This is a genomic window from Thalassospira sp. (assembly GCF_002709775.1).
GTDB lineage: Bacteria > Pseudomonadota > Alphaproteobacteria > Rhodospirillales > Thalassospiraceae > Thalassospira.
Window position 1 is genome coordinate 30,550 of record NZ_PAQR01000024.1, and the last position, 22,588, is coordinate 53,137.

Sequence of the window (22,588 nt, forward strand, 5' to 3'; positions counted from 1 at the left end):
TCAAATCATCCGCGTGGGAACTTCACGATGGCAGATGGCGATAAAACCATTGAAGTCAGTATTGATCGGGCGCGGCTTGATCTTGATTACTGCTATGATTTTATCGCGGCGTCCTATTGGTCCGGCGGACGCACACGCGGTGAATTTGATCGATCGGTGGAAATGTCCTTTCCCGTCGGGGCCTATTGCGACGGGCGTCAGGTCGGTTTTGCCCGCGTGGTCAGTGATCAGATTGCCATCGCCTATGTTGCCGATGTCTTTGTCGACCCGGATTATCGACGGATGGGCATTGCGGCACGAATGATCGAGGCCCTACATACCCATCCCGAATTACGGCGCGTGAAGCGCTGGCTTCTGGCGACGCGGGATATGCAACCGCTTTATCGTTTGCAGGGCTATGCCGATCTTGATGACATGATGATGATGCGCCTTGATGGTGACGCCCAAAGTCGCGATCCACTGCGCTAGGATCAAGCTTGCAAACAAAAAACGCCGCCACGGATAGCCGGGCGGCGTTTTTTGATGGGTTTATCGCAAAGCTTAGCTTGCGCGGACTTCGTCAAGGAAGTTGCCGACTTCACCACGCAATGTGCCCGACTGGCTGTTAAGCTTGTCAGACGCGCCAAGAACCTGATGTGCGGCCTCGCCGGTTTGGCGGGCGGCTTCCTGCATTTCGCGGATGTGGTTGGAGACTTCCTGCGTGCTTTGAACAGCCTGCTGAACCGAGGTCGAGATTTCTGTGGTTGCCTGACCCTGTTCCTCGACCGCAGCGGCGACCTCGGATGCGATTTCGTTCAGGTTGGCAATGATGCCGGTGATCCCGTCAATCGCCCCAACGGCCTGCTGTGTCGATCCCTGAATACCGGAAATCTGTTCCGATATATCCTCGGTCGCGCGTGCCGTCTGATTGGCGAGGTTTTTGACCTCGTTGGCGACCACGGCAAAGCCCTTGCCAGCGTCGCCGGCACGGGCAGCCTCGATCGTGGCGTTCAGTGCCAGCAGGTTGGTCTGTTCGGCGATTGCCTGAATGATCTGGACAACCTCGCCGACTTTCTGGGCTGAGACATCAAGACCCTGAACCATCTCGTTCACCCGGGTGGCCTCGGTCGAGGCATTGGCGGTGATGTTTGATGTTTCATTCACGCGTGCACTGATGTCACGGATGGAAACAGCCAGTTCTTCGGCGGCACTTGCGACAGTTTCAACGCTGTGGTTGGCTTGTTCGACTGCGGCAACAACCGCTTGTGAACCGGCTTCGTTTTGCTGGACTGCTGCCACCATGGTCTGGGCAACTTCCTGCATTTCGCCAGATGCACCAGACACGCTGTCGACTACACCCATAACAGTCTGTTCAAACCGACCGGCAAGGGCGGTCATGGCATCGCGGCGTTTGGCTTCGGCGCGTTCACGTTCCTGTTCGCGTTCGCGATCAAGCTGGGTAACGCGTTTGGCGTTTTCCTTGAAGATCTCGACCGACGAGGCCATTTCGCCGATCTCGTCATTGCGTTTGAGACCGGGAATATCGACATCCAGTTCACCATCGACAAGCGACTGCATGGCGCCATTGATCTTGACCATCGGGGTCAGGATCTGATTGCGCAGAACACCCCAGGTCACACCAAGCAGCAGCACCAGAATGGCAGCGGCAAGGGCAAGCTGCACAATGACGGCCTGTTTGACTTCGGCACTGACGCGGTCAAGCGACCAGGCGGTGACAAGCATGCCACGATACTGGTCTTCGTCACGACGTTTGGAATATTTGGTGATCGGTGCGGCAACGATGACGGCGTCTTCGGTGATGAAGCTGACGACTTCCTTGTTCTCGATCTTTTCGAGATGCGCTTCGATCAGGGCAGCCAGATCATGTTCGCGCAGGTTTTCGGACTGATAGGTGCTGATGGCATCACCACCCGGGTTGGCCGCGATCAGGCTTGCCAGCTGGGAGCCTTCCTTATCGGTGATCTTGCGGAATTCCTTTTCGACCGATGCACCATCCATGGCAATGAAGCCCGGCTGAACGGCAGTCGACAGCATTTCGGTTTTTTCGACCGATTCATTGTACATGATTTCGATCATGGCATTGCGCTGTGAAACGGTCTGGATGGTCATCATCGCGGCGAACCCGATGACAAGCAGTCCGACAATCACAAGAATCACTTTACGTCCGACAGACGCGCCGGATCTTTTTGGTTCAGCCATTTACGGTCTCCCACTCCTTCAAAGGCAGTATTCACCAATTCCCTAGTTCTGACGTCGGTGGTCGGCCTGAAGCTCCGATCCTGAAACCGACAATCAGGGTGTGACGAACTGTTACCCTGCGCGTTTTGCACAGTGGCCGGCTCGTACATTTATTTTCTCGTAATGCGACGCAAAGACGTCGCAGCTCACGTATTGGTTTATTGATTGACTATCGAAGCTACTCCATCCGGTAAAATTTCTGAAACAAGAAACGACCGGGGGCGCGAATATTCCATTTCCATAAAACCAAATGAATAAATCCACTTATTGGTAAGGCTTTTTTGGTAAATTATGCTCTCTTCTAATATAGCTGCACCCCGCCGAATCGGTCGGTGTCGCGATCCATCGATTTGACAGGCCTTCAAGGGGGCGATGGCATTTGCCATATAAAGGCAAATGCACCGGGGGAACGGGAATGGCGAAAGCTGCAACAACACGCAAGAAACGACCAGCCAAGAAGGCGTCGAAATCCACTGCAAGCAGCAAGGCTGCCAAGAAGGAAGACGTCGTCGCCGCCACCACCAGCACCACCCCTGATGACGCCGATCCGAAAACCGACGATACCATCGCCAAGGCCGACGAAGCGGCTGCGCGCAAAAGTGCCGAGGCCGCCGTGCAGCGCCGTCAGGTGATCAGCGATCTGTTCCAGCGGGGCCTGGCTGCTCATCAGGCGGGCCAGATTGATGATGCCATTCGCCTATACAGTACCGCCCTTCGCCAGAACCCCAATCAACCCGATGTCTGGAACAACCTTGGTGTCGCGCTTCGCCGTAGCAAGAAGTTCGACGCGGCCCTGATTGCCTATCGGAGGGCCGCGGACCTTCGGCCGGAAAATGCCGGAATGTGGTCGAATATGGGGAACTGCCTGCGCGAAATGATGCGCTTTGACGAGGCGCTTGTTGCGCACAAAAAGGCAATCGAACTTGATGACAGTGTCAAGTCGCACACGTTTAATGCCGGGCTTGTTTATCGTGATATGAACCGCTTTGACGAGGCGCTTGACTATTTCGAGCGCGCGCTTGCGATCGATCCCGATTATGTCGATGCCAATTGGGACAAGTCATTGGCGCATCTTGCCCTTGGCAATTACGCCGAAGGCTGGGCGGGGTATGAAACGCGCCGCAAACTTGCCGATAATCCGATCCGCCCGCTTGAAACAGCACCCGAATGGGATGGCAAGACGGATCTGCGCGGCAAACGGGTTTTGCTGCGCGCCGAACAGGGCTTTGGCGACATGATCCAGTTTGCCCGTTTCGTACCGCTGGTGGCGAAAAAGGCCGGGCATGTGATCCTTGAGTGCCGCAAGGAATTGATCCCGATCATGAAGACGGTTTCGGGTGTTGGCACTGTGGTCGAGAAGGGGCGCGCGCTTCCGGAATTTGATGTGCATGTGCCGCTTCTGAGCCTGCCGCATGTGATGGGCATTGGCGCGAAGGATCTTCAGAAACTCTCGACCGATAGTTACCTGACCCCGCCGCAGGGCAAACGTGCGCGCTTGGCACCACCACCGGGTACGGCCCTTAAGGTCGGGCTGATCTGGGCGGGCAAGCTTAATCCGCGCGACCGATCCTGCCCGCTTGAGACCCTGCTTCCGATTTTGTCGGCCAAGGGGGCTGCGTTCTACAGCTTCCAGATCGATGAGCGCCGGGCCGATATCGACAAGCTCGGCCTGCATGCCTTTGTCACGGATCTTGGCGACCATATTCATGATTTTGGTGACAGTGCCGCACTGATGCGCGAGATGGATCTGGTGATTACCATCGACAGTTCGCCCGCCCATCTTGCCGGTGCCCTTGGCGTGCCTGTCTGGATGTTGCAGCTTTACACCACCGACTGGCGCTGGATGGTCAATCGGTCTGACAGCCCCTGGTACCCGACCATGCGCATCTATCGTCAGGAAAAGCCCGATGACTGGTCCGCACCGATCCAGAAACTTGGCAGTGATTTTTCCACGCTCCTGCAAGCACGGCTGAATGCCGGGTAAAAAACGAACACGCTAGCGAATACTTGCCTTCGTGCCCAACTCGGCGTAGTTAAGCGGCTTGATTTTGTGGAATGCGGGTCTGGATGATGGCGCCATATGGTGATGTCCGGGCACATTCATTTGGCGAACCGATCTGGCGCAGGAGAATTCTTGTGAGCGAAGCTGCTTATAACAAAGGTTTCCCGGTTTCCTGGGAACAGATGCATCGCGACGCCCGTGCACTGGCATGGCGACTGTTGGAAAAAGGCCCGTACAAGGGAATCGTGGCAATCACCCGTGGCGGTCTTGTGCCTGCGGCCATCATTGCACGCGAACTTGATATTCGCCTGATTGATACGGTCTGTGTTCGCAGCTACTCTGACAAGACGCGTGGTGATCTGGAATGGCTAAAAGAAGTCGAAGGTGACGGCACCGATATGCTGATCATTGATGACTTGGTCGATACCGGCAAAACCGCCAAGGCTGTGCGCGAAAAGCTTCCGAATGCGCATTTCGCAACCGTTTATGCCAAGCCGCTTGGCCGCGAAATCGTTGACAGCTTTGTGACCGAAGTGTCCCAGGATACGTGGATTTACTTCCCGTGGGACATGGAACTGTCGGTTAACGCTCCGATCTCTGAACGCGTCCGTTAATCGGTCTGGGGATACCATCCGTATCCCTTGTAAGGCCGATTGCCAGACAAGGAGATTTCAGGATGCCCCAATATTCACGCCCGGACTTCCATCGTATGTTGCACCAAGCGCGCCGATGGGCTGGGCGTTTGTGTTTGGGCAGCCTTTCCGTTGTGGCAGTCACAGCGTTGAGTGTCTCAGCGCAGGCCCAGCAGCTGTCCGAACGGGTCGCACGCGTGCAGTCATTATTGACGGCCGAAAGCGGCTATCGTCTGTCGGTCTTTGCCGAGGTCCCAAATGCCCGCACCATCGCCGTGGCGCCAGAACTGGGCGGTATTTTTGTCGGCACGCGCGGGAGAAATCTTTATTTCGTGCGCGATGAAGACGGGGATGGCGTTGCCGAGAGCGTCAATCTGATTGCCGATGACTTCAAGCTGGCCAACGGGATTGCCTACAAACCCGGGACCCTGTTTGTCGCTGATCAGCATCGTATCGTCTCATACGATCTTGCCAATTTCGATGGTGAAACCCTTGGTCGTCCGCGCATCCTGTTTACCAATCTGCCCGATGAACGCCATCATGGCTGGCGGTATGCTGCGTTGTCGCCGGATGGCGACCGTTTGTTTGTTGCAGTCGGAGCGCCGTGCAATATCTGCAAGGTCAGTGGCCTTGAAGGCACGATCATTTCCATTCCGGTCAATGGCGGTGCCCCGCAGATCTATGCCAGCGGTATCCGCAATTCAGTCGGCCTGACATTCCACCCCGAAACCGATGAGCTGTGGTTTACCGATAATGGCGGGGATCGTCTGGGCGATGATATCCCGCGCGAGGAACTTAATCGTGCCAGCCAGTCCGGTCAGTTCTTTGGTTATCCATGGTATGCGGGTAGTGACACCAGAAGCCCGCAATTTTCCGATGAATCATTGCCGGAAGAGGTCACTTTCCCGGAATTCACCTTTAGTGCCCATAATGCGCCACTTGGCTTTACCTTTGACGGTGGCGATGCACTGGTTGCCCTGCATGGATCGTGGAACCGCACAATCCCGGATGGCTACAAGGTGGTTCGGGTCGAATTCATCAATGGCAAGCCGGTAACCGACAATCCGTTTCTTGATGGCTTTCTGCGCAACAATGGTGAGGTTATCGGCCGACCGGTTGATGTGAAACACTATATCGACGGGTCGATCCTGATTTCCGATGACCATGCCAGCGCGATCTGGCGCATGGTGCCGGAAGGCTGAATTTCATGGGTTTGATCAGGGCAAATATTTGCCCTGATCGCATTGCGATCAGCTTGCACTAAGCAGAAAAGCGGGCTATAAAACGCGCGCTTTGCGGGTGTAGTTCAATGGTAGAACGGCAGCTTCCCAAGCTGCATACGAGGGTTCGATTCCCTTCACCCGCTCCAAGCTCTCCCTAGAAAATCATTTCGGTTTTAACAGCCCCTTGCAGGCTGGCCATGCTTATGGTGCGGGTGGCAGGTAATTCAGCGCCATTTCACGGGCTTCCTCGTCGCTGCAGATTTTGCTGCTGGTCTGGGTTAGGTCTGCGAAGCGTGGATCAAGGGTGCTGAGGTAATTGCCCTTGCCATCGGCAATGAACAGGCAGCGTCCGGTTTCACCATCAAGGCGTTTGCCCGCCCGCCAATCAGCCGGGGCAATCATATCGCCACCATGGATGCCGATCCCGGCATTGTCCGCTTCGCGCGACAGGCGGTCATAGCGGTGTGAGTAGCCTGCGATGGGAAGGGCTTCACCGTCGCTGATCATGGCGGCCGCCACATCACGCTCCCCGATGCCACATTCCACGATGGGGAAATCATCGGCCTTGCCCGCACGTTCCGCGTCACCGGCCCAGCAATGAACATCAAACGGTGCCATGGCGAAATATTTGCGCAGCTGCATGGCCGAAGACATGCCGCAATCCCAGAAACTGCCATTATGCAGGCATTGCTGTCCGAGTTCGGGGGCATCCATTCCGGCAATATCAACGACCTGCCCGGCAATCATGATGGTGTCGCCATCAATGACATGCACATCGCGTCCCTTGGCGACCAAACCACCCGGGTCCGCAAGCTCGGACGTGTTGTCGGCGGCATGAACCGGGGTGCTGCGCCAATGCAGGCCAAAGGCAACGATGGCGGGGATGGCAAGAAGGATGATCAGGCGGGCAACGCGTTTCACACGGACCTCAATGAAATGCAGGAATAGGTGAATGACACTACGGTCATGGCAAAAGAACAAGCAAAAAGAACGGCAAAATGATGACGGGCTTGGCAGGCCGGTCATGCGCAAACGTTACTGGCACCACGTGTGCCATGCACAATAAACCGGATGCATCATTTGTCATTTGGCGCTACAAGCGGGTTTGTCTTTCGCTGTCGGGGAAGCTTGTTTGTTTCGTCTGCAACCCATCTTTTTCGTTGTCGGGGTTATGGTCATTATCATCGGTATTTCGATGATGGTGCCTGCTGCTGTTGATCTTGCATATGGCAACCCGGACTGGAAAATTTTTGCGCAGGCCTCGATGACGGCCATCGGGCTTGGCGGCATGGCGTGTCTGGCCTGCCGATCAGATATCGGACCGCGGGTGACCGCGCGTCAGGGCTATGTCCTGACGGTGGTGTCGTGGATTGCGATCAGCCTGACCGGGTCCCTGCCGCTTTGGTATTCATCCCTTGAAATCAGTTTCTGCGATGCGGTGTTTGAAACCGTGTCGGGCCTGACAACCACCGGGTCGACGATCCTTTCGGGGCTTGATCAATTGCCACCAGGATTGTTGATCTGGCGGTCTATCATGCAATGGCTGGGCGGGATCGGGATCATTGTCACCGCCCTTGCCCTGTTGCCAATGATGCGGGTTGGCGGCATGCAGCTTTTTCAGATGGAAAGTTCGGACCGGTCGGAGAAACTCAGCGGTCGCATGCGCGACATGTGCCTGCAGATCGTGATGATTTATTCCGTTCTGACCGTGGTGTGCATAGTGTTGTATCGCATTTTTGGCATGGGGTGGTTTGATGCGATCAATTACGGCATGACGACGCTGTCGACCGGGGGATATGCGACATCGGACCTGTCGTTTGCAAAGTTCGATACCAGCCTGTCGCTGCACTGGATTGCCATCCTGTTCATGTTCTTTGGCGGGCTTCCGTTTACGGCCTATGCGGTGTTCCTTCGCAAGCGCGCGATCAAGGCCGTGATTGGCAATCAGCAGATCAGATTGTTCTGCCTGATCATTGCCGGCTTTACGTTGTTGCTGACCGTGCGGTTGGTGCAGATATCAGATGACAGTGTCTTCCGGTCGCTGACCATGGCGGCATTTAACCTTGTGTCGGTGATTACGACCACGGGCTATGCATCGGGTGATTACCTGTTGTGGGGCCCGGCGGCGGTCATGCTGTTTTTCTTTGCGACCTTTATCGGCGGTTGTTCGGGGTCGACATCGGGCGGGTTCAAGATGTTTCGCCTTTATGTCGTGTTTACCGGGCTTCGCACCCATTTCATGCGCCTGCGCAGCCCGTCAGCCGTGGTGGTCAGTCGCATTGATCGCCATGAAATAACGTCTGACATCTATAACGCGGTCACGGTCTATGTTTTCCTTCTGACCATCAGCTATATCGCGGTGACGATTGCGCTGGGTCTGACCGGGCTTGATCTGATTACCTCGATGAGTGCGGCGGCGACATCGCTTGCCAATGTCGGGCCGGGGCTTGGCAATATCATCGGGCCGGCGGGTAATTTTCAGTCCTTGCCGGATTCCGCGAAATGGGTACTCAATGTTGCGATGGTTTTGGGCCGGTTGGAGTTCGAGACACTTCTGGTCCTTCTGATGCCGTCCTTCTGGCGCGACTGATCTTTCTTTTCGAATTCAGTGCTGTCTTTTCTGGGCTGTGACGGTTGCCACAGACCGCCGGTTTTCTTTGCGTCATTTTCGCGCAGACGATAAGTTCGTAGCGCTAAGAACGAACAAACAAACATTGGACACGGACATGAAACTGCAAAAGAAAATCGCGACCAAAACTGTCGGGGCCTTTGCCGTCCTTTTCCTCATTGGTGCCGTTTCGGCCTGCTCGCCCGAGGTGGGGAGTGACGAATGGTGTAATGACCTTAAGGAAAAGCCGAAAGGTGACTGGACCGCAAACGAAGCGGCCGATTTCGCCAAACATTGCCTGATGTAATTGGCGTTATCGCCTGATCGCGTTTGGATGCGGTCGGTCGATTCTTTTTCATAGTCTGGATATGTCGTCTTTATGGCGGCTAAATCCGCCCTTTGACATCTGCTTGGCGGTGGTTCAGTCGAAGGGCGGATTTTTCATATCAAACCGTTGAAAAACAGCGTGGAACAATCTGTTGTCTGGTGCGTTCGAACCACAACAAAGCTGCGCATGCTTGCAATGCACCAAGGTAGATTTGCGTTGCCCTGATTAATCCCTATAATGCGCGGCCCGCGAATGATCGCGGCAGTCGAATATGACAACAATTTTTTGCGAGGTTAGACAACTATTATGAGTGCCGAAAATCTCCATGTCGGTGTGATCGGCGCAACCGGTGCGGTTGGCGTCGAGCTGATCAACGTTATGTTTGATCGCAAGTTCCCTGTAGGTGAACTCACCCTGTTCGCTTCCGAGCGTTCAGCGGGCAAGACCGTGGAGACTAAGTTCGGCACTAAGACCGTCGCGCTGTTTTCTGTTGAAGAAGCCAAGCAGTGCGACATTGTCTTCCTTGCTGTTTCCGGTGATTTCGCCAAGGAATATGCTCCCAAGATTGCCGAAGGCGCGCTTGTGATTGATAACTCCTCGGCGTTCCGCCTGAATGACGATGTTCCGCTGATCGTGCCGGAAATCAATGGCGACCTTGCCAAGACGGCAAAACTGATCGCGAACCCGAACTGCACCACGGCAATCGCCGCAGTCGCACTTTGGCCGCTGCATCAGGCCTTTGGCCTGAAGAAAGTAATCGTTTCGACCTATCAGGCTGCATCGGGTGCCGGTCAGCCGGGTATGAACGAATTGCGCGAAGGTCTGGCGGCCGGTCTTGCAGGCAAGCCGGTCCCGGCAGAGGTGTTTTCATCTCCGCTGGCCTTTAACGTGATCCCGCATATCGATAGCTTCCAGGACAACGGTTACACCCGTGAAGAGATGAAAGTGACCTGGGAAACGCGCAAGATCTTTGGCGCGCCGGATCTTCCGGTATCGTGTACCGCGGTTCGTATCCCGACCGAGCGTACCCATTCCGAGGCCATCGTGGTTGAAACCGAAAAGGTTGTTACCCCGGATGCCGCACGTGAAGTGCTGGCAAAGGCCAAGGGTGTCAAACTTGTCGATGATCCGGCAAACAACAAATACCCGATGCCGCTGACCGCGACCGAACAGTATGACGTCGAAGTTGGCCGCATCCGCACCAACCTGATCTTTGGTGATCATGGTCTGGAACTGTTTGTTGCCGGTGACCAGTTGCTCAAAGGTGCAGCACTTAACGCTGTTCAGATCGCCGAGGCATCCATCGCCGACTGATCGCATACCTTTCCGAATTAAAAGAAAACACCCCCGGCAGAGAGTTATGCCGGGGGTGTTTTGTATCTATTGCTGCCTGATCAGCGCGATCAGGACAGCGAGATATGGTCGCGTCCTGATGCCTTGGCGGTATAAAGGGCGTTATCAACACGCGCCATCAGGGTATCAAGGTCTTCGCCGTCACGATATTCCGTGACCCCGGCACTGATCGTGACCGGGATATGATCGCGGCCAAAGCGAACCGGGGCATTGCGCACATCATCGGCAAGATCGCGCGCCTTGGTCAGGGCTTCCTTGCGATCCTTTCCAGGGAACAGGATGACAAACTCATCCCCACCCCAGCGGCAGATTACGTCGGCTTCCTGAACATTCTGGCGGATCATGGTCAGAACTTCGCGAAGGGCAGCATCCCCGCCCGGATGGCCATAGCCATCGTTGATTTCCTTGAAACCATCAATGTCAAAGCACATGACCGAGAGTGATGTTTTCTGACGCTTGGCGTTCTGTGCAGCCTGAGCAAAGAGCATGTCAAAGACCTGGCGGTTAAAGGTGCCGGTCAGCTTGTCACGTGATGCCAGTTCTTCGAGGCGTTTCTGATAGTTGCGCACGGTCAGGAAGGCGACGAGCCCCACGACGACAGTGATCAGAAGCGAGATCGCGATATTGATGAATAGCGTGTTCTGAAGACGTTCGTCAGAGGAATAGTCGCTTTGTTCGACAATCAGAAGCCAGCCGAATTCTGGCACCAGACGGCTGTTGACGAAATAGGTATGCCCGCCTTCCTCATAGCTGATCGAGGCGCCCGGCGAGGTCAGGATCTTGGTTGCCTGATTGCGCATGCCCGGGCGTTCCTGCAGGCTATGCGCATCGCCAAATCCGCTGCCGCGCAGGGTAACGTGGCCTTCGGTATCGATGAAGTAGATCGTGCGGCCATAGCGCGCCTGATAAGTCTCGATCAGGTTGGTAACGGAACTCACCGCAAGGCCAACACCGGTAATGCCAATGACATTGCCGTCATAATCACGCACCTGATAATTGACGAAAATCGACAGGCGCGACCGATCAACCGTGTCATGGTCGATATTGATTTCATAGGGCTGCTTGCTGTCGCGGGCGCGGAAATACCAGCCATCGGCCGGGTCATCTTCGTGCACCTGTTTGATCACCCCTGTCGGGTGATAGTAATTGCGCGTTTCATCCGAGATGAAATAGGACGTGATCGTATCGTAGCGTGACTGGATTTCGCTAAGATACTTGGTGATCTGTTCCTGATCCTTTTCGCCGGAAAGGGCCCAGTCCCGGAAGAACGTGTCATGGGCCATCAGCGAGGAAATGAAGATCGGCTGCAGCAGATCGCGCTGGATCTCGGAATAGATATTGTCACTGGTAAGCGGCAGCGTGCTTTCGGAGATTTGTTCTTCAAGCGAATCCCGGGCGACATAAAAGCTGACAAAACTTGTGGTCAGGAAACCGACCGCAAGCAGAACGCACAGAACAATCGCGAAGTATAGTTTCTTTCCCCGCACGGGAAGCTCCCCAAAAGACAGTCAAAAGGTGGCAATCGATGATTGGATACATCGTTTTGATCCGCCCTAATCTAGGGGAAACTGCATCATGTTGCACGACACAAAATCAATTGCCGGCAGGTTTGTCGGGGCCGGGGCACGCTCGTGAACCAATCCAAACCGAGACGCAATCTGGAAGCTTTCTGACCCACCTTACAGTCATCGGAAATCAGGGGAATTCCTGTGCTACCTCCAAAGCGGCCTTGGTATGGGTAGGCGTAAGCAGGGTCGTTCAAATGGCGGCGAAAACAGGTGTCTTTTCATGAAAACCAGCGCTTCAGGCAGCTAAATCGCCGGCTTTGAGGGCGTGTTCAAGCGCGTAACAGCCGAAAAGGACTGGACATTGTGGCGTCATGTGCCAAGAATTTCGCTGCTTTTGATGAATGGGGTACATGTTGACCGATTTTTCGGGTATGCAGTGCCTCCCAGAACAGAATATCAGACGCACCATATGCCGTTTGTCCGGGGGGATTGCGCGGTATATGTGCCAAGAGGCGCTTCATTGATCGATTTCCGTCCCATTCTTTTCATCGTCGGCATTTTGCTTTGTACGTTGTCGGTTGGCATGTTCATCCCGGCACTGGTTGATTTGTATTACGGGCAAAGCGACTGGATCGTGTTTTCGGCGGCGTCCTTTGTGTCGCTGTTTGTCGGCGGGGCACTGATCATGATGAACCGCATGGACAACCTGAAGATCAACTCGCGCCAGGCCTTTATCCTGACGACATTAAGCTGGTTGGTATTGACAGCGGCATCGGCCCTGCCATTTGCCTTTTCCGATCTGGATATGTCCTATACCGACGCGTTCTTTGAGGCGATGTCAGGCATTTCCACCACCGGATCCACCGTGATTGTCGGCCTTGATAATGCCCCGCAGGGGATCTTGTTGTGGCGGGCCTTGTTGCAGTGGCTTGGCGGGATCGGGATCATTGTGATGGCGATTGCCGTCATGCCGATGCTGCGCGTTGGTGGTATGCAGCTGTTCCGTATGGAAAACTCCGACAAGTCGGACAAGGCCTTCCCGCGTGCGACGCAGATCGCGATGGGGATCGCGATGCTGTATCTGAGCTTCACCGGGCTTTGGGCGATCATGCTGTGGTCGGCGGGTATGACACCGTTTGACGCCATTGCGCATGCGATGACAACGATCGCGACTGGTGGCTTTTCGACCAAGGATGCCTCGATCGGGCATTATGACAGTGCCGCGATTGACGTGATCATTACCCTTGGCATGGCGACCGGTGCCTTGCCGTTTATTTTGTATCTGCAGATGCTGCGCGGGCAGGGACGCGCCCTGTTCCGGGACAGTCAGGTGCGCTGGTTTATCACGATTGCGGTTGCGATCATTGTCGGTCTGGCCTTCTGGCATTCGGAAACCAATGGTGTTGGCTTCCTTTATGCGCTGCGCTTTACGTCATTTAACATCATGTCGGTCATGACCGGCACGGGCTATGCCACCACCGATTACGGCCTTTGGGGGCCGTTTGCGGTGACGGTGTTCTTCTTTGTCATGTTTATTGGTGGCTGTGCGGGGTCGACGACCTGCGGGGTGAAGATCTTCCGCCTGCAGGTTCTTTATGAGATTGCCAAAATCCAGCTGTCGCACATGCTGCGCCCGCATGGCGTTTTCATTGCCTACTATAACCGTAAACCGCTGTCAGAAGACGTCACGGAATCGGTTCTGAGCTTCTTCTTCCTGTTTGTCTTCTGCTTTGTCGTGCTGGCCGCTGGCCTTGGTGCGATGGGGCTTGATTTCATCACGGCGGTTTCAAGTGCCGGAACGGCGATTGCCAATGTCGGGCCGGGCCTTGGCCCGATTGTCGGCCCGTCGGGCAACTTTGCGACCCTTCCGGACGGGGCAAAATGGCTGATGTCGATCGGGATGCTGATTGGCCGTCTGGAAGTCTTTACGGTTCTGGTTTTGCTGTTCCCGGCCTTCTGGCGGGACTAACCAACACCTACAACGGTTAACGCTTAAGTTTTCAGGCACCTGCAGGCGATGCTTGCAGGTGCTTTTTCATGTGGTTGACAGTCTAGGACAAATGACCTAATTCTAGATATAGGACGACTGTCCAAATGCAGATTGAATCGGGTGATAGATCGGGAAATGGCAGTAGAAACACGGGATCGAATTATCGAGGCAGCAGACCTGCTATTTTATCAGCACGGGTTCGAAGCCACATCGTTTGCCGATATTGCCAGTGCCGTTGGCATATCGCGTGGCAACTTCTATCACCACTTCAAAACCAAGGATGACATCCTTGATAGCGTGATTAACCGGCGCCTTGCCAATACCGAGCAGATGCTTGATCGCTGGGAAGTAACCGGTTCAGACCCGGCTGAGCGTATTCGCAGTTTCATTCATATTCTGATCGTGAATGGCGAGAAGATCCGGAAATTCGGCTGCCCGGTGGGCACGTTATCCTCAGAACTGGCGAAACTGAACCATGCCGCGAAAAGTGATGCAGCGGCACTGTTTACCCTGTTTCGCAGTTGGCTACGTCGGCAGTTCGAACGTCTGGGCTTTGGTGATAGATCGGACGAATTGGCGATGCATATCCTTGGCCGAAGCCAAGGTGTTGCGACCCTTGCCAATGCGTTTGACGATGATGGTTTCCTGCATCACGAGGTCGATCTGATGTGTGCCTGGCTTGATGATCAGATTGCAGGCCTTACCACCACCAACAACTCAATCAGGGAGTAGGGAATGTTTACGATCTTTTTGAAGTTTGCCGAAAATCGCCAAAAAGCCCCGGAATTCATGGACGCGCATAAGGCATGGATCAAGCAAGGTTTTGATGATGGCGTGTTTCTGATGGTCGGGAGCCTACAACCCAATATGGGCGGTGTCGTTCTGGCGCATGGTGTGTCGCGAGATGCGATTGAAGCGCGTGTGAATGATGACCCGTTTGTTGTCGAGGGTATCGTGACATCTGAAATTCATGAAATCTCGCCCGCGCGTGCCGATGAACGCCTTAATTTCCTGATGGCCTGACCCATGAGCAAAACAACAATCGGAACGGATGGAAAATGTCGGTGCGCGTGGTGTGATGCAGCACCTGAGTTCAATACGTATCACGACACGGAATGGGGATTTCCGGTTACCGATGACATCCGTCTGTTTGAGAAAATCTGCCTTGAAGGTTTTCAGTCGGGCTTAAGCTGGCGCACGATTTTGAGTAAACGCGAAAACTTCCGCAAAGCCTTTGCCGGTTTTGACTTTTACAAGGTCGCGCAATTTGATGAAGAGGATGTTGAACGCTTGCTTGGGGATGCCGGGATCATCCGTCATCGCGGCAAGATCGAAGCATCCATTAACAATGCCAAGCGGGCCTGCGAGATGGTCGCGCAGGAAGGGTCACTTGCCGCATATTTCTGGCGCTTCGAGCCGAAACCAGATGAAGTAGACCCGCCACAATCTATGTCAACATCGCCGACCTCCGTTGCGCTTTCCAAGGACCTTAAGAAACGGGGTTGGAAGTTTGTCGGACCGACGACGGTGTTTGCCTTCATGCAGGCAATGGGCCTGATCAATGATCACGCGCAAGGTTGTTTTTTACGTCAACAGATTGAAGACATGCGTCTATCAATGACGCGCCCGGTTTAACGCAAAACCATAAAAAAAACACCCCTTGCCCAGTATTGGGACAAGGGGTCTTGAGGGCGGGGACCGGTGCAGATCCCCTGATGATAATCCGGCAAGGATTATAGGGTCTCGGTCGTTCCGTATCGCTTGAGGTGCCAACCAAGGGGGAGGGTGCAACAGGGGATCGGGAGGCTTAAATATCAATACGGAACGCTTTAATTCGGGTGGCGACACCGAACCTTGGGTCAGGAGCGGATCGGGGATCGGGATCAGGCCCGGCATCGCCATAACCCAAGGTGGCAAATGCCATTAAAAAGATAAAATCGAATATCAAATAAAATTCGATAGGAAAAATCTATGAATTAGGTGCGCTGCGGTGGTGCAATGCCGCAGCAATCAGCTGCTGATCGGCAATGTGACTGTGAAAACAGCACCATCCGGTCCTGTTGCAGTGAGGAGAAGTTCGCCGTTATGGGTACTGATCAGCTCGCGCGCGATGGCAAGACCAAGCCCGGTGCCGCCTTCACGTCCGCTGCCCGCAAACGGAACGAACAGGTTTTTGATCGCCTTTTCCGGCAATCCCGGACCGTTATCGGTGATGATCACATCAATGAAACTGCGGGTCTTGCCCGATTCGGTGCGGCCTTCCGTACCAGCTTCGGGTTCAGCCTGAATGTTGTGGGTGATGGTAACGACCGTTGCCCCGGCTTCGATCGGGTTGCGCATCAGGTTGCTAAAGGCGCGAAACAACATGTCGTAATCGGCTTCCAGCATGACGTCTTCGGGAAGGTCGATTTCGATGCGGGTCGGGCAGGGTTCATCATCCTTCTGCGTGTCATCCATGGCGCCATCAAGAAGCTGCTCGCATTTATGCAGCAAAATCTGATCACGGATTTCTTCGATCAGCTCGATCAGGGTAAAGGTCGCAAGGTCGCGCGGTGGCGGGGTTTCGCGCGCAAAGGACAGGGTTTGTTCACTGATGTAAACCGCGCGTTCCATCGATGATAGAAGCCTCGGCACAACAGCGCGGACTTCGTCATCCTGGCTTCTGGCAAGCTGTTCGGTCATCAGCATCGAAGTTGCCAGTGCATTGCGCAGATCATGGCTGATCTTGGTGGCAGCTGTGCCAAGGGCAGCAAGGCGGCGGCGCTGATTAAGCATCGCCTGAATATCTTGCTGCATCATGGCGAGTTCCTGACGCGCAACGCCAATTTCATCGTCACGTTCGCCCGGATCGATCAGCGATGATTTATCCTGCGGGTCTTCGCGGAAACGGATCATGTCATGGGTCAGGGTCCGCATCGGCCGAACCAGCAACCGGTTGAGTGCGAAATAAACCAGCCCAGCGGTAAAGAACGAAATCATCAGCGACAGGCCAAATACCCGCCAACCGAAATTGCGCATGGCTTCAATCAAACGGTCCTCATGAACAAGGACCTCGATCTCGAAATCCGGTGCCATGGATGGCATGCCGACAACCCGCAGCACCCGGTTCTCGGTCTGAGTCAGGGTTGATAACCCTTCCATCAGGGCCATCGGGATCGAAAAGTTTGTCAGTTGGACATCCTTGTCGACCTTGGCAGGCATATCATCGCGTTGCAGCAGCAACTTCCGATCTTCACGACGCAGAATAACGGCCTCGATCCCGGCATTGGAAAGCAGCTCGCGCTCAAGATCATCAGGGATCATTTGATCCGGGGTGGCTTCAAGGGCAAGGGCTGCAAGGTAGCCGGAATCAAGATGCGCCTTCAGCCAGTCAATCCGAAATCGCGCGACAGAGGGGGCAAAAACAAACACCTCTGCAAGCATCACAAAGCTTACCGTCAGCACCAGAAGGCGCGCGGAAAGTGACTTGGCCCATGGGGGCAATTTCAGATGCCGGTTATTCATGAGATGATGTTAGGCCAAGAAGCCGAAAAAAGTACAGCAATACAGATGCTTGTTTTTATATGCGAACCAATAAAACCGGTCATCCGAACTTAAGCAGGAAGCGGACCAGCTTGCGGGTTTTTTCGCTAAACAGGCTGGGCGTATACCAGGCCCCGGCAACGCGTTTGGACAGTTCGCCAAGGGTCGGATAAGGCGCGATCATGCCGGCAATCGCACCGATCTTCATCTTCTTGCTGATGGCAAGCGACCAGACGCCAATCAGCTCGCCCGCCTGTCTGCCGACAATGGCGGCACCCAGTATCTTGCCCTTTGGCGTGGTGATGACCTTGATAAAGCCTTCGGTGTCTGCTTCTGCGCGCGCACGATCATTTTCGGCATAATCCCAGGTCACAACGCGGATATCATCGCCGAACTTTTCACGCGCGGCCGTTTCCGTCAGGCCGACTTGGGCCAGTTCCGGGTTGGTGTAGGTCACCCATGGCACGCCGCTGTGATCGACCTTGGCCGGAAGGCGGAAAAGCGCATTGCGGATCACGATCCCGGCGTCATAACCGGCCATGTGGGTGAATTGAAGTCCGCCGGTGACGTCACCGATGGCAAACACTTTGCGGTTTGAGGTGCGCAGACGCGCATCAACGGAAATGCCGCGTTCGCTGTGATCAATCCCGGCATCTGACAGACCAAGATTTTCGACATTGGGTTTGCGTCCGGTTGCCAGCAAAAGGTGGCTGCCTTCAAGGGTGATCTCGATGCCCTGGTGTTCGATCACGACCCTGATCTGATCATTCACATCAAGGATTTCCTTGGTTTTGGCACCTTCATACAAGCTGATGCCATCGGCCTTGATGCGGTCGCGGACAACCGCCACCAGATCGGTATCATCCTTGGGCAGGATGGTGCCCATTTCGATCACGGTGACTTTTGCACCCAGTTGATGATGGGCCTGTGCCATTTCCAAACCGATGGGCCCACCACCGATGATGATCAGATGTTCGGGGCGAATGCGGTTTTCGAAAATGGTTTCGTTGGTGAAATAGCAAACGCTTTCAAGACCGGGGATCGGCGGGATGGCGGCGCGTGAACCGGTGGCGATGACAAAGCGCTTGGCCTTGATCGTGCTATCCCCTGCAATGACCTCGCCAGGGCCGGTAAAGCGTGCTTCTGCCTGAATGACGGTGCAGCCGAGTTCTTCGAACCGTTCGACCGAGTCATGCGGGGCGATGCCAGCGATCACGGAATGGACATGGTCGATTGCCCGGCCAAAATCGACATCGACCGATCCGGTCAAAACACCAAAGCGCGAAGCCTGTCGTGCATTTTCGGCCGCATGGGCAGCCGCCAAAAGCGCCTTGGACGGAACGCAACCGGTATTAAGGCAATCGCCACCCATTTTGCCCTTTTCGATCAGGACGACCTTTGCTCCCATCTGGACAGCACCAGCGGCAACCGATAGGCCGCCGGACCCAGCACCAATCACGCAGATATCAGTATGGATGATCTTATTCATGTTTGTCCGCCCCGCTTTTGCCTTGGCGCAGTTTCTTATAAACCACCGGCAGAAGGGCCAGCACGGCCAATCCGATGATCGGGGTCAGGATACGTGGTTCAAAGATGATGCCTAGATCGGGCGTCTTGCCCTGATCAAACAAGGCTCCAAGCCCATCACCAATGGAAGCATATACAAAGGTGCCCGGAATAATGCCGATCATGGTGCCCAAAACAAAGGAGCGCAATTTGACCCCAAGAAGAGCTGGCACAAGATTGACCAGCCAAAACGGGAAAATCGGGATCAGGCGTAAAACCATCAGATAGCTGAAGGCGTTTTCGGCAAAGCCTTCTTCCATTTTGCGAACGGCGTTACCGGCCTTGGCGCGCATCAGGTCATAAAACGCATAGCGTGCGGCCAGATACACAATTGTTGCGCCAAGGGTTGCACCGATCACGATGTAGCTTGTCGCAAGGAACGATCCGAACAAAAAGCCACCTGTGATGGTCAGGATCGAGCCGATCGGCAGGGACAGGGCAACGGAAACAACATAAAGCCCCATGAAAAACAGCACGCTTGAAACCGGATTATCGGCAACAAAGCCCTGCAACAGGTCGCGATTTTCACGCAGCGTATCAAATGACAGCAAATCCAGAGCGCCGCTGGCCCAGGCAATGACAAGACCGATAATCAGCACCGCGACAGGTAAAAGCTTCCGCCAGAGCGGCTTTGACGCGCCTTTGATTTCCGCTTGGATATCTGGTTTCTGGTCGGACAAGTGTGACGCCATTGAACTGGTTTTGGTCATTTATTTCAGGCTCTTGCAGGTCGTTCATTTGGTGTGATGAGCAAACCCTTCAAAACAGGATCGCATCATTTGATCCAACATTAGAGAGAAAATTCAAAACTTGCTCATGAACTGCCTTCACCATTGCGTGAGGGGAATTTGTCCGACGTGACGCGATAGCGGACCCGGATATGCGCAAAAATCCTGAGGGAGTGGCGCTTGACGTAGGGGAAAACTGGACGTATCGTCTGCCAATCGTGGGATTTGTCGACCGGCTTGCGGCCACGTAAAAAATCGCTAAAGAGGGGTAGCTTGGCTTCGGCCCTGACCCATTCATGCCGGTCAGGGTTTTTTTGTGTCCGGATCACACCATATTCCGGGCATGTAGGAGCAAGACGATGACGACCGAAAAAAAGGCTTCCGATAACTGGCGCGCGGCGACCCGTTCCGTACGTGGCGGCACAGCGCGCAGCGGCTTTTGCGAGACTTCCGAAGCCATCTTTATGAATTCCGGCTATGTGTATGACACCGCCGCCGAGGCAGAAGCCTCCTTTGATGGCAGCGGCCCGGAACGTTATGTCTATTCCCGTTTTGCCAACCCGACCGTCGGCATGTTCGAAGAGCGCCTTGCCCTGATCGAGGGCGCGCAATATTGCCGCGCGACGGCATCGGGCATGTCTGCTGTCTGGAATGCATTGGCAGCAAGCACCAAGGCCGGTGGCCGTGTGGTCGGATCACGCGCCCTGTTCGGGTCATGCGAATTTATCCTCACCACGCTTCTGCCGCGGTTTGGCGTTGAAACCGAGCTGGTCGATGGCACGGACAAGGCTGCTTGGGAAAAGGCACTTTCCAAACCGGCAGATGCGGTTTTCCTTGAAACCCCGTCGAACCCGACGCTTGAGGTTCTTGATATCGCCTTCATTTCCGAACTGGCGTACAAGGTCGGGGCCAAGGTCATCGTTGATAACGTCTTTGCCACGCCGATCCTGCAAAAGCCGATGGAACTGGGTGCTGATATCGTTGTCTATTCCGCGACCAAGCATATCGATGGTCAGGGCCGCTGCCTTGGTGGTGCGATCCTGTTTAACGACAAGGAATGGCACGACGAACATCTGACCACCTTCCTGCGCCATACCGGGCCAAGCATGAGCCCGTTTAACGCCTGGGTGCTGCTCAAGGGCCTTGAAACCCTTAGCCTTCGTGTCGATCAACATATCCGCAATGCTACAGCCTTGGCCGAATTCCTGTCGGAACAGCCGCAGGTTTCGCGCGTTCTGTATCCGGGACTGAAAAGTCACCCGCAGCACGAATTGGCAATGCGCCAGATGTCTGGCCGGGGTGGTGGATTGATCGCAATCGAGCTTGCCGGGGGCAAGAAAGCAGCCTTCTCGCTGCTCGATAACCTCAAGCTGATTGATATTTCCAACAACCTTGGCGATGCCAAAAGTCTGGCGACCCACCCCTGGACCACGACGCACCAGCGCGTGCCGGGCGAGGACAAGCTTGCAATGGGCATTACCGAGGGCATGCTGCGTCTATCTGTCGGTCTGGAAGACATTGATGACCTGAAGGAAGATCTGTTGGCGGCCCTTGCTGTTTAAAAGCTTGGAACAACAGTAATCCTGACATCGATCCGGCCCGTACATTGTGCGGGCCCTTTCGTATCTGCCCTGGACGCCGTGCTGGTTTGTTTTGACTGGCGACTGGTAGTTTCGGGACGGATTGTCTACATAAAGGTCCATCTATCGCATTCTTGGCTGATGCAAAATTGACTGGAACACACTTGGCCCGGAGACATGCATGTATTCGACCGTAACCCACGATATCAAGGTGTCGGTAAATCCGATGTTCCTCGAGGACGAATCAGATCCGGAAACCCATCGTTATGTTTGGGCCTATCGCATCGAGATTGAAAATCTCGGATCGAAAACCGTTCAGTTGTTGAACCGTCATTGGCGGATTACGGATTCGCGCGGCGAAACCCAGGAAGTCAAAGGTCCGGGTGTCGTTGGCGAACAGCCTGTTCTGGCGTGCGGTGAAAGTTTCAATTACACAAGTGGGGCGCCATTGACCACGCCAAGTGGCTTCATGGTAGGGACTTTCGAAATGACGGATATGGACGGCAATCATTTTGATATTGCGGTTCCGGCCTTTTCGCTCGACAGTCCGCATGGGCAACACACTGTGAACTGATCCGATCAGCCAACAGTATCAGTTAAAGCGGGTCAGGAGCCCCACCAAGGCAGGCGTTAATCCTGCGGAATATGACAAAAGGATTTGGTATGTGCAGCGAACATAACCCGGTGAAGCGTCCGACACGCGAAGAAGCAGAAGAGGCGGTCCGGACACTTCTGCGTTGGGCCGGGGATGATCCCGACCGCGAAGGATTGCGCGGAACGCCTGATCGTGTGGCGCGCTCTTATGGCGAATTCTTTGCCGGTTATCAGCAGGACCCGGCTGAAATCCTTCGCCGGACGTTCGAAGAAACCGACGGCTATGACGAAATGGTCGTTCTGCGCGACATTCGCGTCGAATCCTATTGCGAACATCACATGGTGCCGATCATCGGGGTCGCGCATGTCGCCTATCTGCCGCGCCGCCGTGTTGTGGGGATCTCCAAGCTGGCCCGCGTTGTCGAGGTTTATGCCAAACGCCTGCAGATTCAGGAAAAGATGACGGCACAGGTCGCCAACACCATTCAGGAAGAACTCGATCCGCTTGGTGTTGCGGTGGTGATTGATGCCAATCACCAGTGCATGAGCACGCGCGGTGTGCACAAGACCGGCGTTTCCATGGTCACCAGCCGGATGCTGGGTGCGTTCCGCGATGACCCGATCACGCGGCGCGAATTCTTTGCGATGATTGGCCGCTAAGCCACACATCGACGACCAGAGAACACAAAAGGCCGCAGCACGATAAATGCTGCGGC

Annotated in this window: 20 protein-coding genes, 1 tRNA gene and 1 riboswitch; of the genes, 15 read left to right on the forward strand and 6 right to left on the reverse strand. The window is 54.8% G+C overall.

Annotated elements, in window-relative coordinates; translation table 11 throughout:
- Positions 1-27 precede the first annotated feature (27 nt).
- A complete protein-coding gene (locus CMO10_RS09910) occupies positions 28-468 on the forward strand; it encodes a GNAT family N-acetyltransferase (protein ID WP_297021376.1) in 441 nt (146 codons plus the stop codon).
- A 72-nt stretch (positions 469-540) separates the two neighbouring features.
- On the opposite strand, the gene CMO10_RS09915 is transcribed toward CMO10_RS09910, so the two are convergent.
- Positions 541-2,199 carry a methyl-accepting chemotaxis protein gene (locus CMO10_RS09915; RefSeq protein ID WP_297021378.1) on the reverse strand — a complete coding sequence of 553 codons (1,659 nt, stop codon included), beginning with the start codon at positions 2,197-2,199 and terminating at the stop codon, positions 541-543.
- 454 nt (positions 2,200-2,653) lie between these two features.
- Between CMO10_RS09915 and CMO10_RS09920 the strand changes: the two genes are divergently transcribed.
- The 4 genes from CMO10_RS09920 (at position 2,654) to CMO10_RS09935 (ending at position 6,241) form a co-directional block, all read left to right on the forward strand.
- Positions 2,654-4,222 (forward strand): tetratricopeptide repeat protein, encoded by a 1,569-nt coding sequence (locus CMO10_RS09920; protein WP_297021381.1) that lies wholly within the window; start codon positions 2,654-2,656, stop codon positions 4,220-4,222.
- A 152-nt stretch (positions 4,223-4,374) separates the two neighbouring features.
- Positions 4,375-4,854 (forward strand): xanthine phosphoribosyltransferase, encoded by a 480-nt coding sequence (gene gpt, locus CMO10_RS09925; RefSeq protein ID WP_297021383.1) that lies wholly within the window; start codon positions 4,375-4,377, stop codon positions 4,852-4,854.
- A 167-nt stretch (positions 4,855-5,021) separates the two neighbouring features.
- Positions 5,022-6,074 (forward strand): PQQ-dependent sugar dehydrogenase, encoded by a 1,053-nt coding sequence (locus CMO10_RS09930; RefSeq protein ID WP_297021386.1) that lies wholly within the window; start codon positions 5,022-5,024, stop codon positions 6,072-6,074.
- A 93-nt stretch (positions 6,075-6,167) separates the two neighbouring features.
- Positions 6,168-6,241: transfer RNA gene (locus CMO10_RS09935), tRNA-Gly, on the forward strand.
- Positions 6,242-6,296: 55 nt separating this feature from the next.
- Here CMO10_RS09935 and CMO10_RS09940 read toward each other — a convergent pair.
- A complete protein-coding gene (locus tag CMO10_RS09940; RefSeq protein WP_297021390.1) occupies positions 6,297-7,016 on the reverse strand; it encodes a thermonuclease family protein in 720 nt (239 codons plus the stop codon).
- A 211-nt stretch (positions 7,017-7,227) separates the two neighbouring features.
- Here CMO10_RS09940 and CMO10_RS09945 point away from each other — a divergent pair, with 211 nt between their 5' ends.
- The 3 genes from CMO10_RS09945 to CMO10_RS09955 all read left to right on the forward strand — a co-directional run bounded on the left by CMO10_RS09945 (position 7,228) and on the right by CMO10_RS09955 (position 10,345).
- The gene (locus CMO10_RS09945) at positions 7,228-8,685 is read left to right on the forward strand and encodes a TrkH family potassium uptake protein (protein ID WP_297021393.1); all 1,458 of its coding nucleotides are present in this window, start codon (positions 7,228-7,230) and stop codon (positions 8,683-8,685) included.
- Positions 8,686-8,821: 136 nt separating this feature from the next.
- Positions 8,822-9,010 (forward strand): DUF3012 domain-containing protein, encoded by a 189-nt coding sequence (locus CMO10_RS09950; RefSeq protein WP_297021396.1) that lies wholly within the window; start codon positions 8,822-8,824, stop codon positions 9,008-9,010.
- 327 nt (positions 9,011-9,337) lie between these two features.
- On the forward strand, positions 9,338-10,345 hold the full coding sequence (locus CMO10_RS09955; RefSeq protein ID WP_044830229.1) for an aspartate-semialdehyde dehydrogenase: 1,008 nt from the start codon (positions 9,338-9,340) through the stop codon (positions 10,343-10,345).
- 89 nt (positions 10,346-10,434) lie between these two features.
- Here the strand turns inward: CMO10_RS09955 and CMO10_RS09960 are convergent, their stop codons facing one another.
- The gene (locus CMO10_RS09960; protein WP_297021400.1) at positions 10,435-11,871 is read right to left on the reverse strand and encodes a sensor domain-containing diguanylate cyclase; all 1,437 of its coding nucleotides are present in this window, start codon (positions 11,869-11,871) and stop codon (positions 10,435-10,437) included.
- 541 nt (positions 11,872-12,412) lie between these two features.
- Here CMO10_RS09960 and CMO10_RS09965 point away from each other — a divergent pair.
- The 4 genes from CMO10_RS09965 to CMO10_RS09980 all read left to right on the forward strand — a co-directional run bounded on the left by CMO10_RS09965 (position 12,413) and on the right by CMO10_RS09980 (position 15,517).
- The gene (locus CMO10_RS09965) at positions 12,413-13,861 is read left to right on the forward strand and encodes a TrkH family potassium uptake protein (RefSeq protein WP_297021403.1); all 1,449 of its coding nucleotides are present in this window, start codon (positions 12,413-12,415) and stop codon (positions 13,859-13,861) included.
- A gap of 156 nt (positions 13,862-14,017) precedes the next feature.
- Positions 14,018-14,614: a TetR/AcrR family transcriptional regulator gene (locus CMO10_RS09970; protein ID WP_297021407.1), complete on the forward strand. Its 597-nt coding sequence runs from the start codon at positions 14,018-14,020 to the stop codon at positions 14,612-14,614.
- A gap of 3 nt (positions 14,615-14,617) precedes the next feature.
- Complete coding sequence (locus CMO10_RS09975) at positions 14,618-14,905, forward strand: YciI family protein (RefSeq protein ID WP_297021409.1); 288 nt, start codon at positions 14,618-14,620, stop codon at positions 14,903-14,905.
- A gap of 3 nt (positions 14,906-14,908) precedes the next feature.
- Entirely contained in the window at positions 14,909-15,517 is a 609-nt protein-coding gene (locus CMO10_RS09980) for a DNA-3-methyladenine glycosylase I (protein WP_297021412.1), read from the forward strand.
- Between the two features lie 375 nt (positions 15,518-15,892).
- On the opposite strand, the gene CMO10_RS09985 is transcribed toward CMO10_RS09980, so the two are convergent.
- The 3 genes from CMO10_RS09985 to CMO10_RS09995 form a co-directional block, all read right to left on the reverse strand.
- A complete protein-coding gene (locus CMO10_RS09985; RefSeq protein ID WP_297021415.1) occupies positions 15,893-17,386 on the reverse strand; it encodes a sensor histidine kinase in 1,494 nt (497 codons plus the stop codon).
- Positions 17,387-17,465: 79 nt separating this feature from the next.
- Complete coding sequence (locus CMO10_RS09990) at positions 17,466-18,893, reverse strand: dihydrolipoyl dehydrogenase family protein (RefSeq protein WP_297021417.1); 1,428 nt, start codon at positions 18,891-18,893, stop codon at positions 17,466-17,468.
- The gene (locus CMO10_RS09995; RefSeq protein WP_297021420.1) at positions 18,886-19,680 is read right to left on the reverse strand and encodes a TVP38/TMEM64 family protein; all 795 of its coding nucleotides are present in this window, start codon (positions 19,678-19,680) and stop codon (positions 18,886-18,888) included. Before CMO10_RS09995 ends, CMO10_RS09990 begins: the two co-directional genes overlap by 8 nt.
- 226 nt (positions 19,681-19,906) lie before the next feature.
- Positions 19,907-19,981: riboswitch (SAM riboswitch) on the forward strand.
- 76 nt (positions 19,982-20,057) lie between these two features.
- Here CMO10_RS09995 and metZ point away from each other — a divergent pair.
- The 3 genes from metZ to folE all read left to right on the forward strand — a co-directional run bounded on the left by metZ (position 20,058) and on the right by folE (position 22,532).
- On the forward strand, positions 20,058-21,260 hold the full coding sequence (gene metZ / locus CMO10_RS10000; RefSeq protein ID WP_297021423.1) for an O-succinylhomoserine sulfhydrylase: 1,203 nt from the start codon (positions 20,058-20,060) through the stop codon (positions 21,258-21,260).
- Between the two features lie 199 nt (positions 21,261-21,459).
- Positions 21,460-21,852, forward strand: coding sequence for a Co2+/Mg2+ efflux protein ApaG (gene apaG, locus CMO10_RS10005; RefSeq protein ID WP_044830237.1), 393 nt, complete (start codon positions 21,460-21,462; stop codon positions 21,850-21,852).
- 89 nt (positions 21,853-21,941) lie between these two features.
- Complete coding sequence (gene folE / locus CMO10_RS10010) at positions 21,942-22,532, forward strand: GTP cyclohydrolase I FolE (RefSeq protein WP_008889129.1); 591 nt, start codon at positions 21,942-21,944, stop codon at positions 22,530-22,532.
- The last annotated feature ends 56 nt before the right edge of the window (positions 22,533-22,588 follow it).

Excerpts from the sequence above, each read along its gene's own strand:
- CMO10_RS09910 (WP_297021376.1), top strand. The coding sequence starts at position 28 with ATGGCAGATGGCGATAAAACCATTGAAGTCAGTATTGATCGGGCGCGG.
- CMO10_RS09915 (WP_297021378.1), bottom strand. The coding sequence starts at position 2,199 with ATGGCTGAACCAAAAAGATCCGGCGCGTCTGTCGGACGTAAAGTGATT.
- CMO10_RS09920 (WP_297021381.1), top strand. The coding sequence starts at position 2,654 with ATGGCGAAAGCTGCAACAACACGCAAGAAACGACCAGCCAAGAAGGCG.
- CMO10_RS09950 (WP_297021396.1), top strand. The coding sequence starts at position 8,822 with ATGAAACTGCAAAAGAAAATCGCGACCAAAACTGTCGGGGCCTTTGCC.
- CMO10_RS09955 (WP_044830229.1), top strand. The coding sequence starts at position 9,338 with ATGAGTGCCGAAAATCTCCATGTCGGTGTGATCGGCGCAACCGGTGCG.
- CMO10_RS09970 (WP_297021407.1), top strand. The coding sequence starts at position 14,018 with ATGGCAGTAGAAACACGGGATCGAATTATCGAGGCAGCAGACCTGCTA.
- CMO10_RS09975 (WP_297021409.1), top strand. The coding sequence starts at position 14,618 with ATGTTTACGATCTTTTTGAAGTTTGCCGAAAATCGCCAAAAAGCCCCG.
- CMO10_RS09980 (WP_297021412.1), top strand. The coding sequence starts at position 14,909 with ATGAGCAAAACAACAATCGGAACGGATGGAAAATGTCGGTGCGCGTGG.
- CMO10_RS09985 (WP_297021415.1), bottom strand. The coding sequence starts at position 17,386 with ATGAATAACCGGCATCTGAAATTGCCCCCATGGGCCAAGTCACTTTCC.
- CMO10_RS09990 (WP_297021417.1), bottom strand. The coding sequence starts at position 18,893 with ATGAATAAGATCATCCATACTGATATCTGCGTGATTGGTGCTGGGTCC.
- CMO10_RS09995 (WP_297021420.1), bottom strand. The coding sequence starts at position 19,680 with ATGACCAAAACCAGTTCAATGGCGTCACACTTGTCCGACCAGAAACCA.
- metZ (WP_297021423.1), top strand. The coding sequence starts at position 20,058 with ATGACGACCGAAAAAAAGGCTTCCGATAACTGGCGCGCGGCGACCCGT.
- apaG (WP_044830237.1), top strand. The coding sequence starts at position 21,460 with ATGTATTCGACCGTAACCCACGATATCAAGGTGTCGGTAAATCCGATG.
- folE (WP_008889129.1), top strand. The coding sequence starts at position 21,942 with ATGTGCAGCGAACATAACCCGGTGAAGCGTCCGACACGCGAAGAAGCA.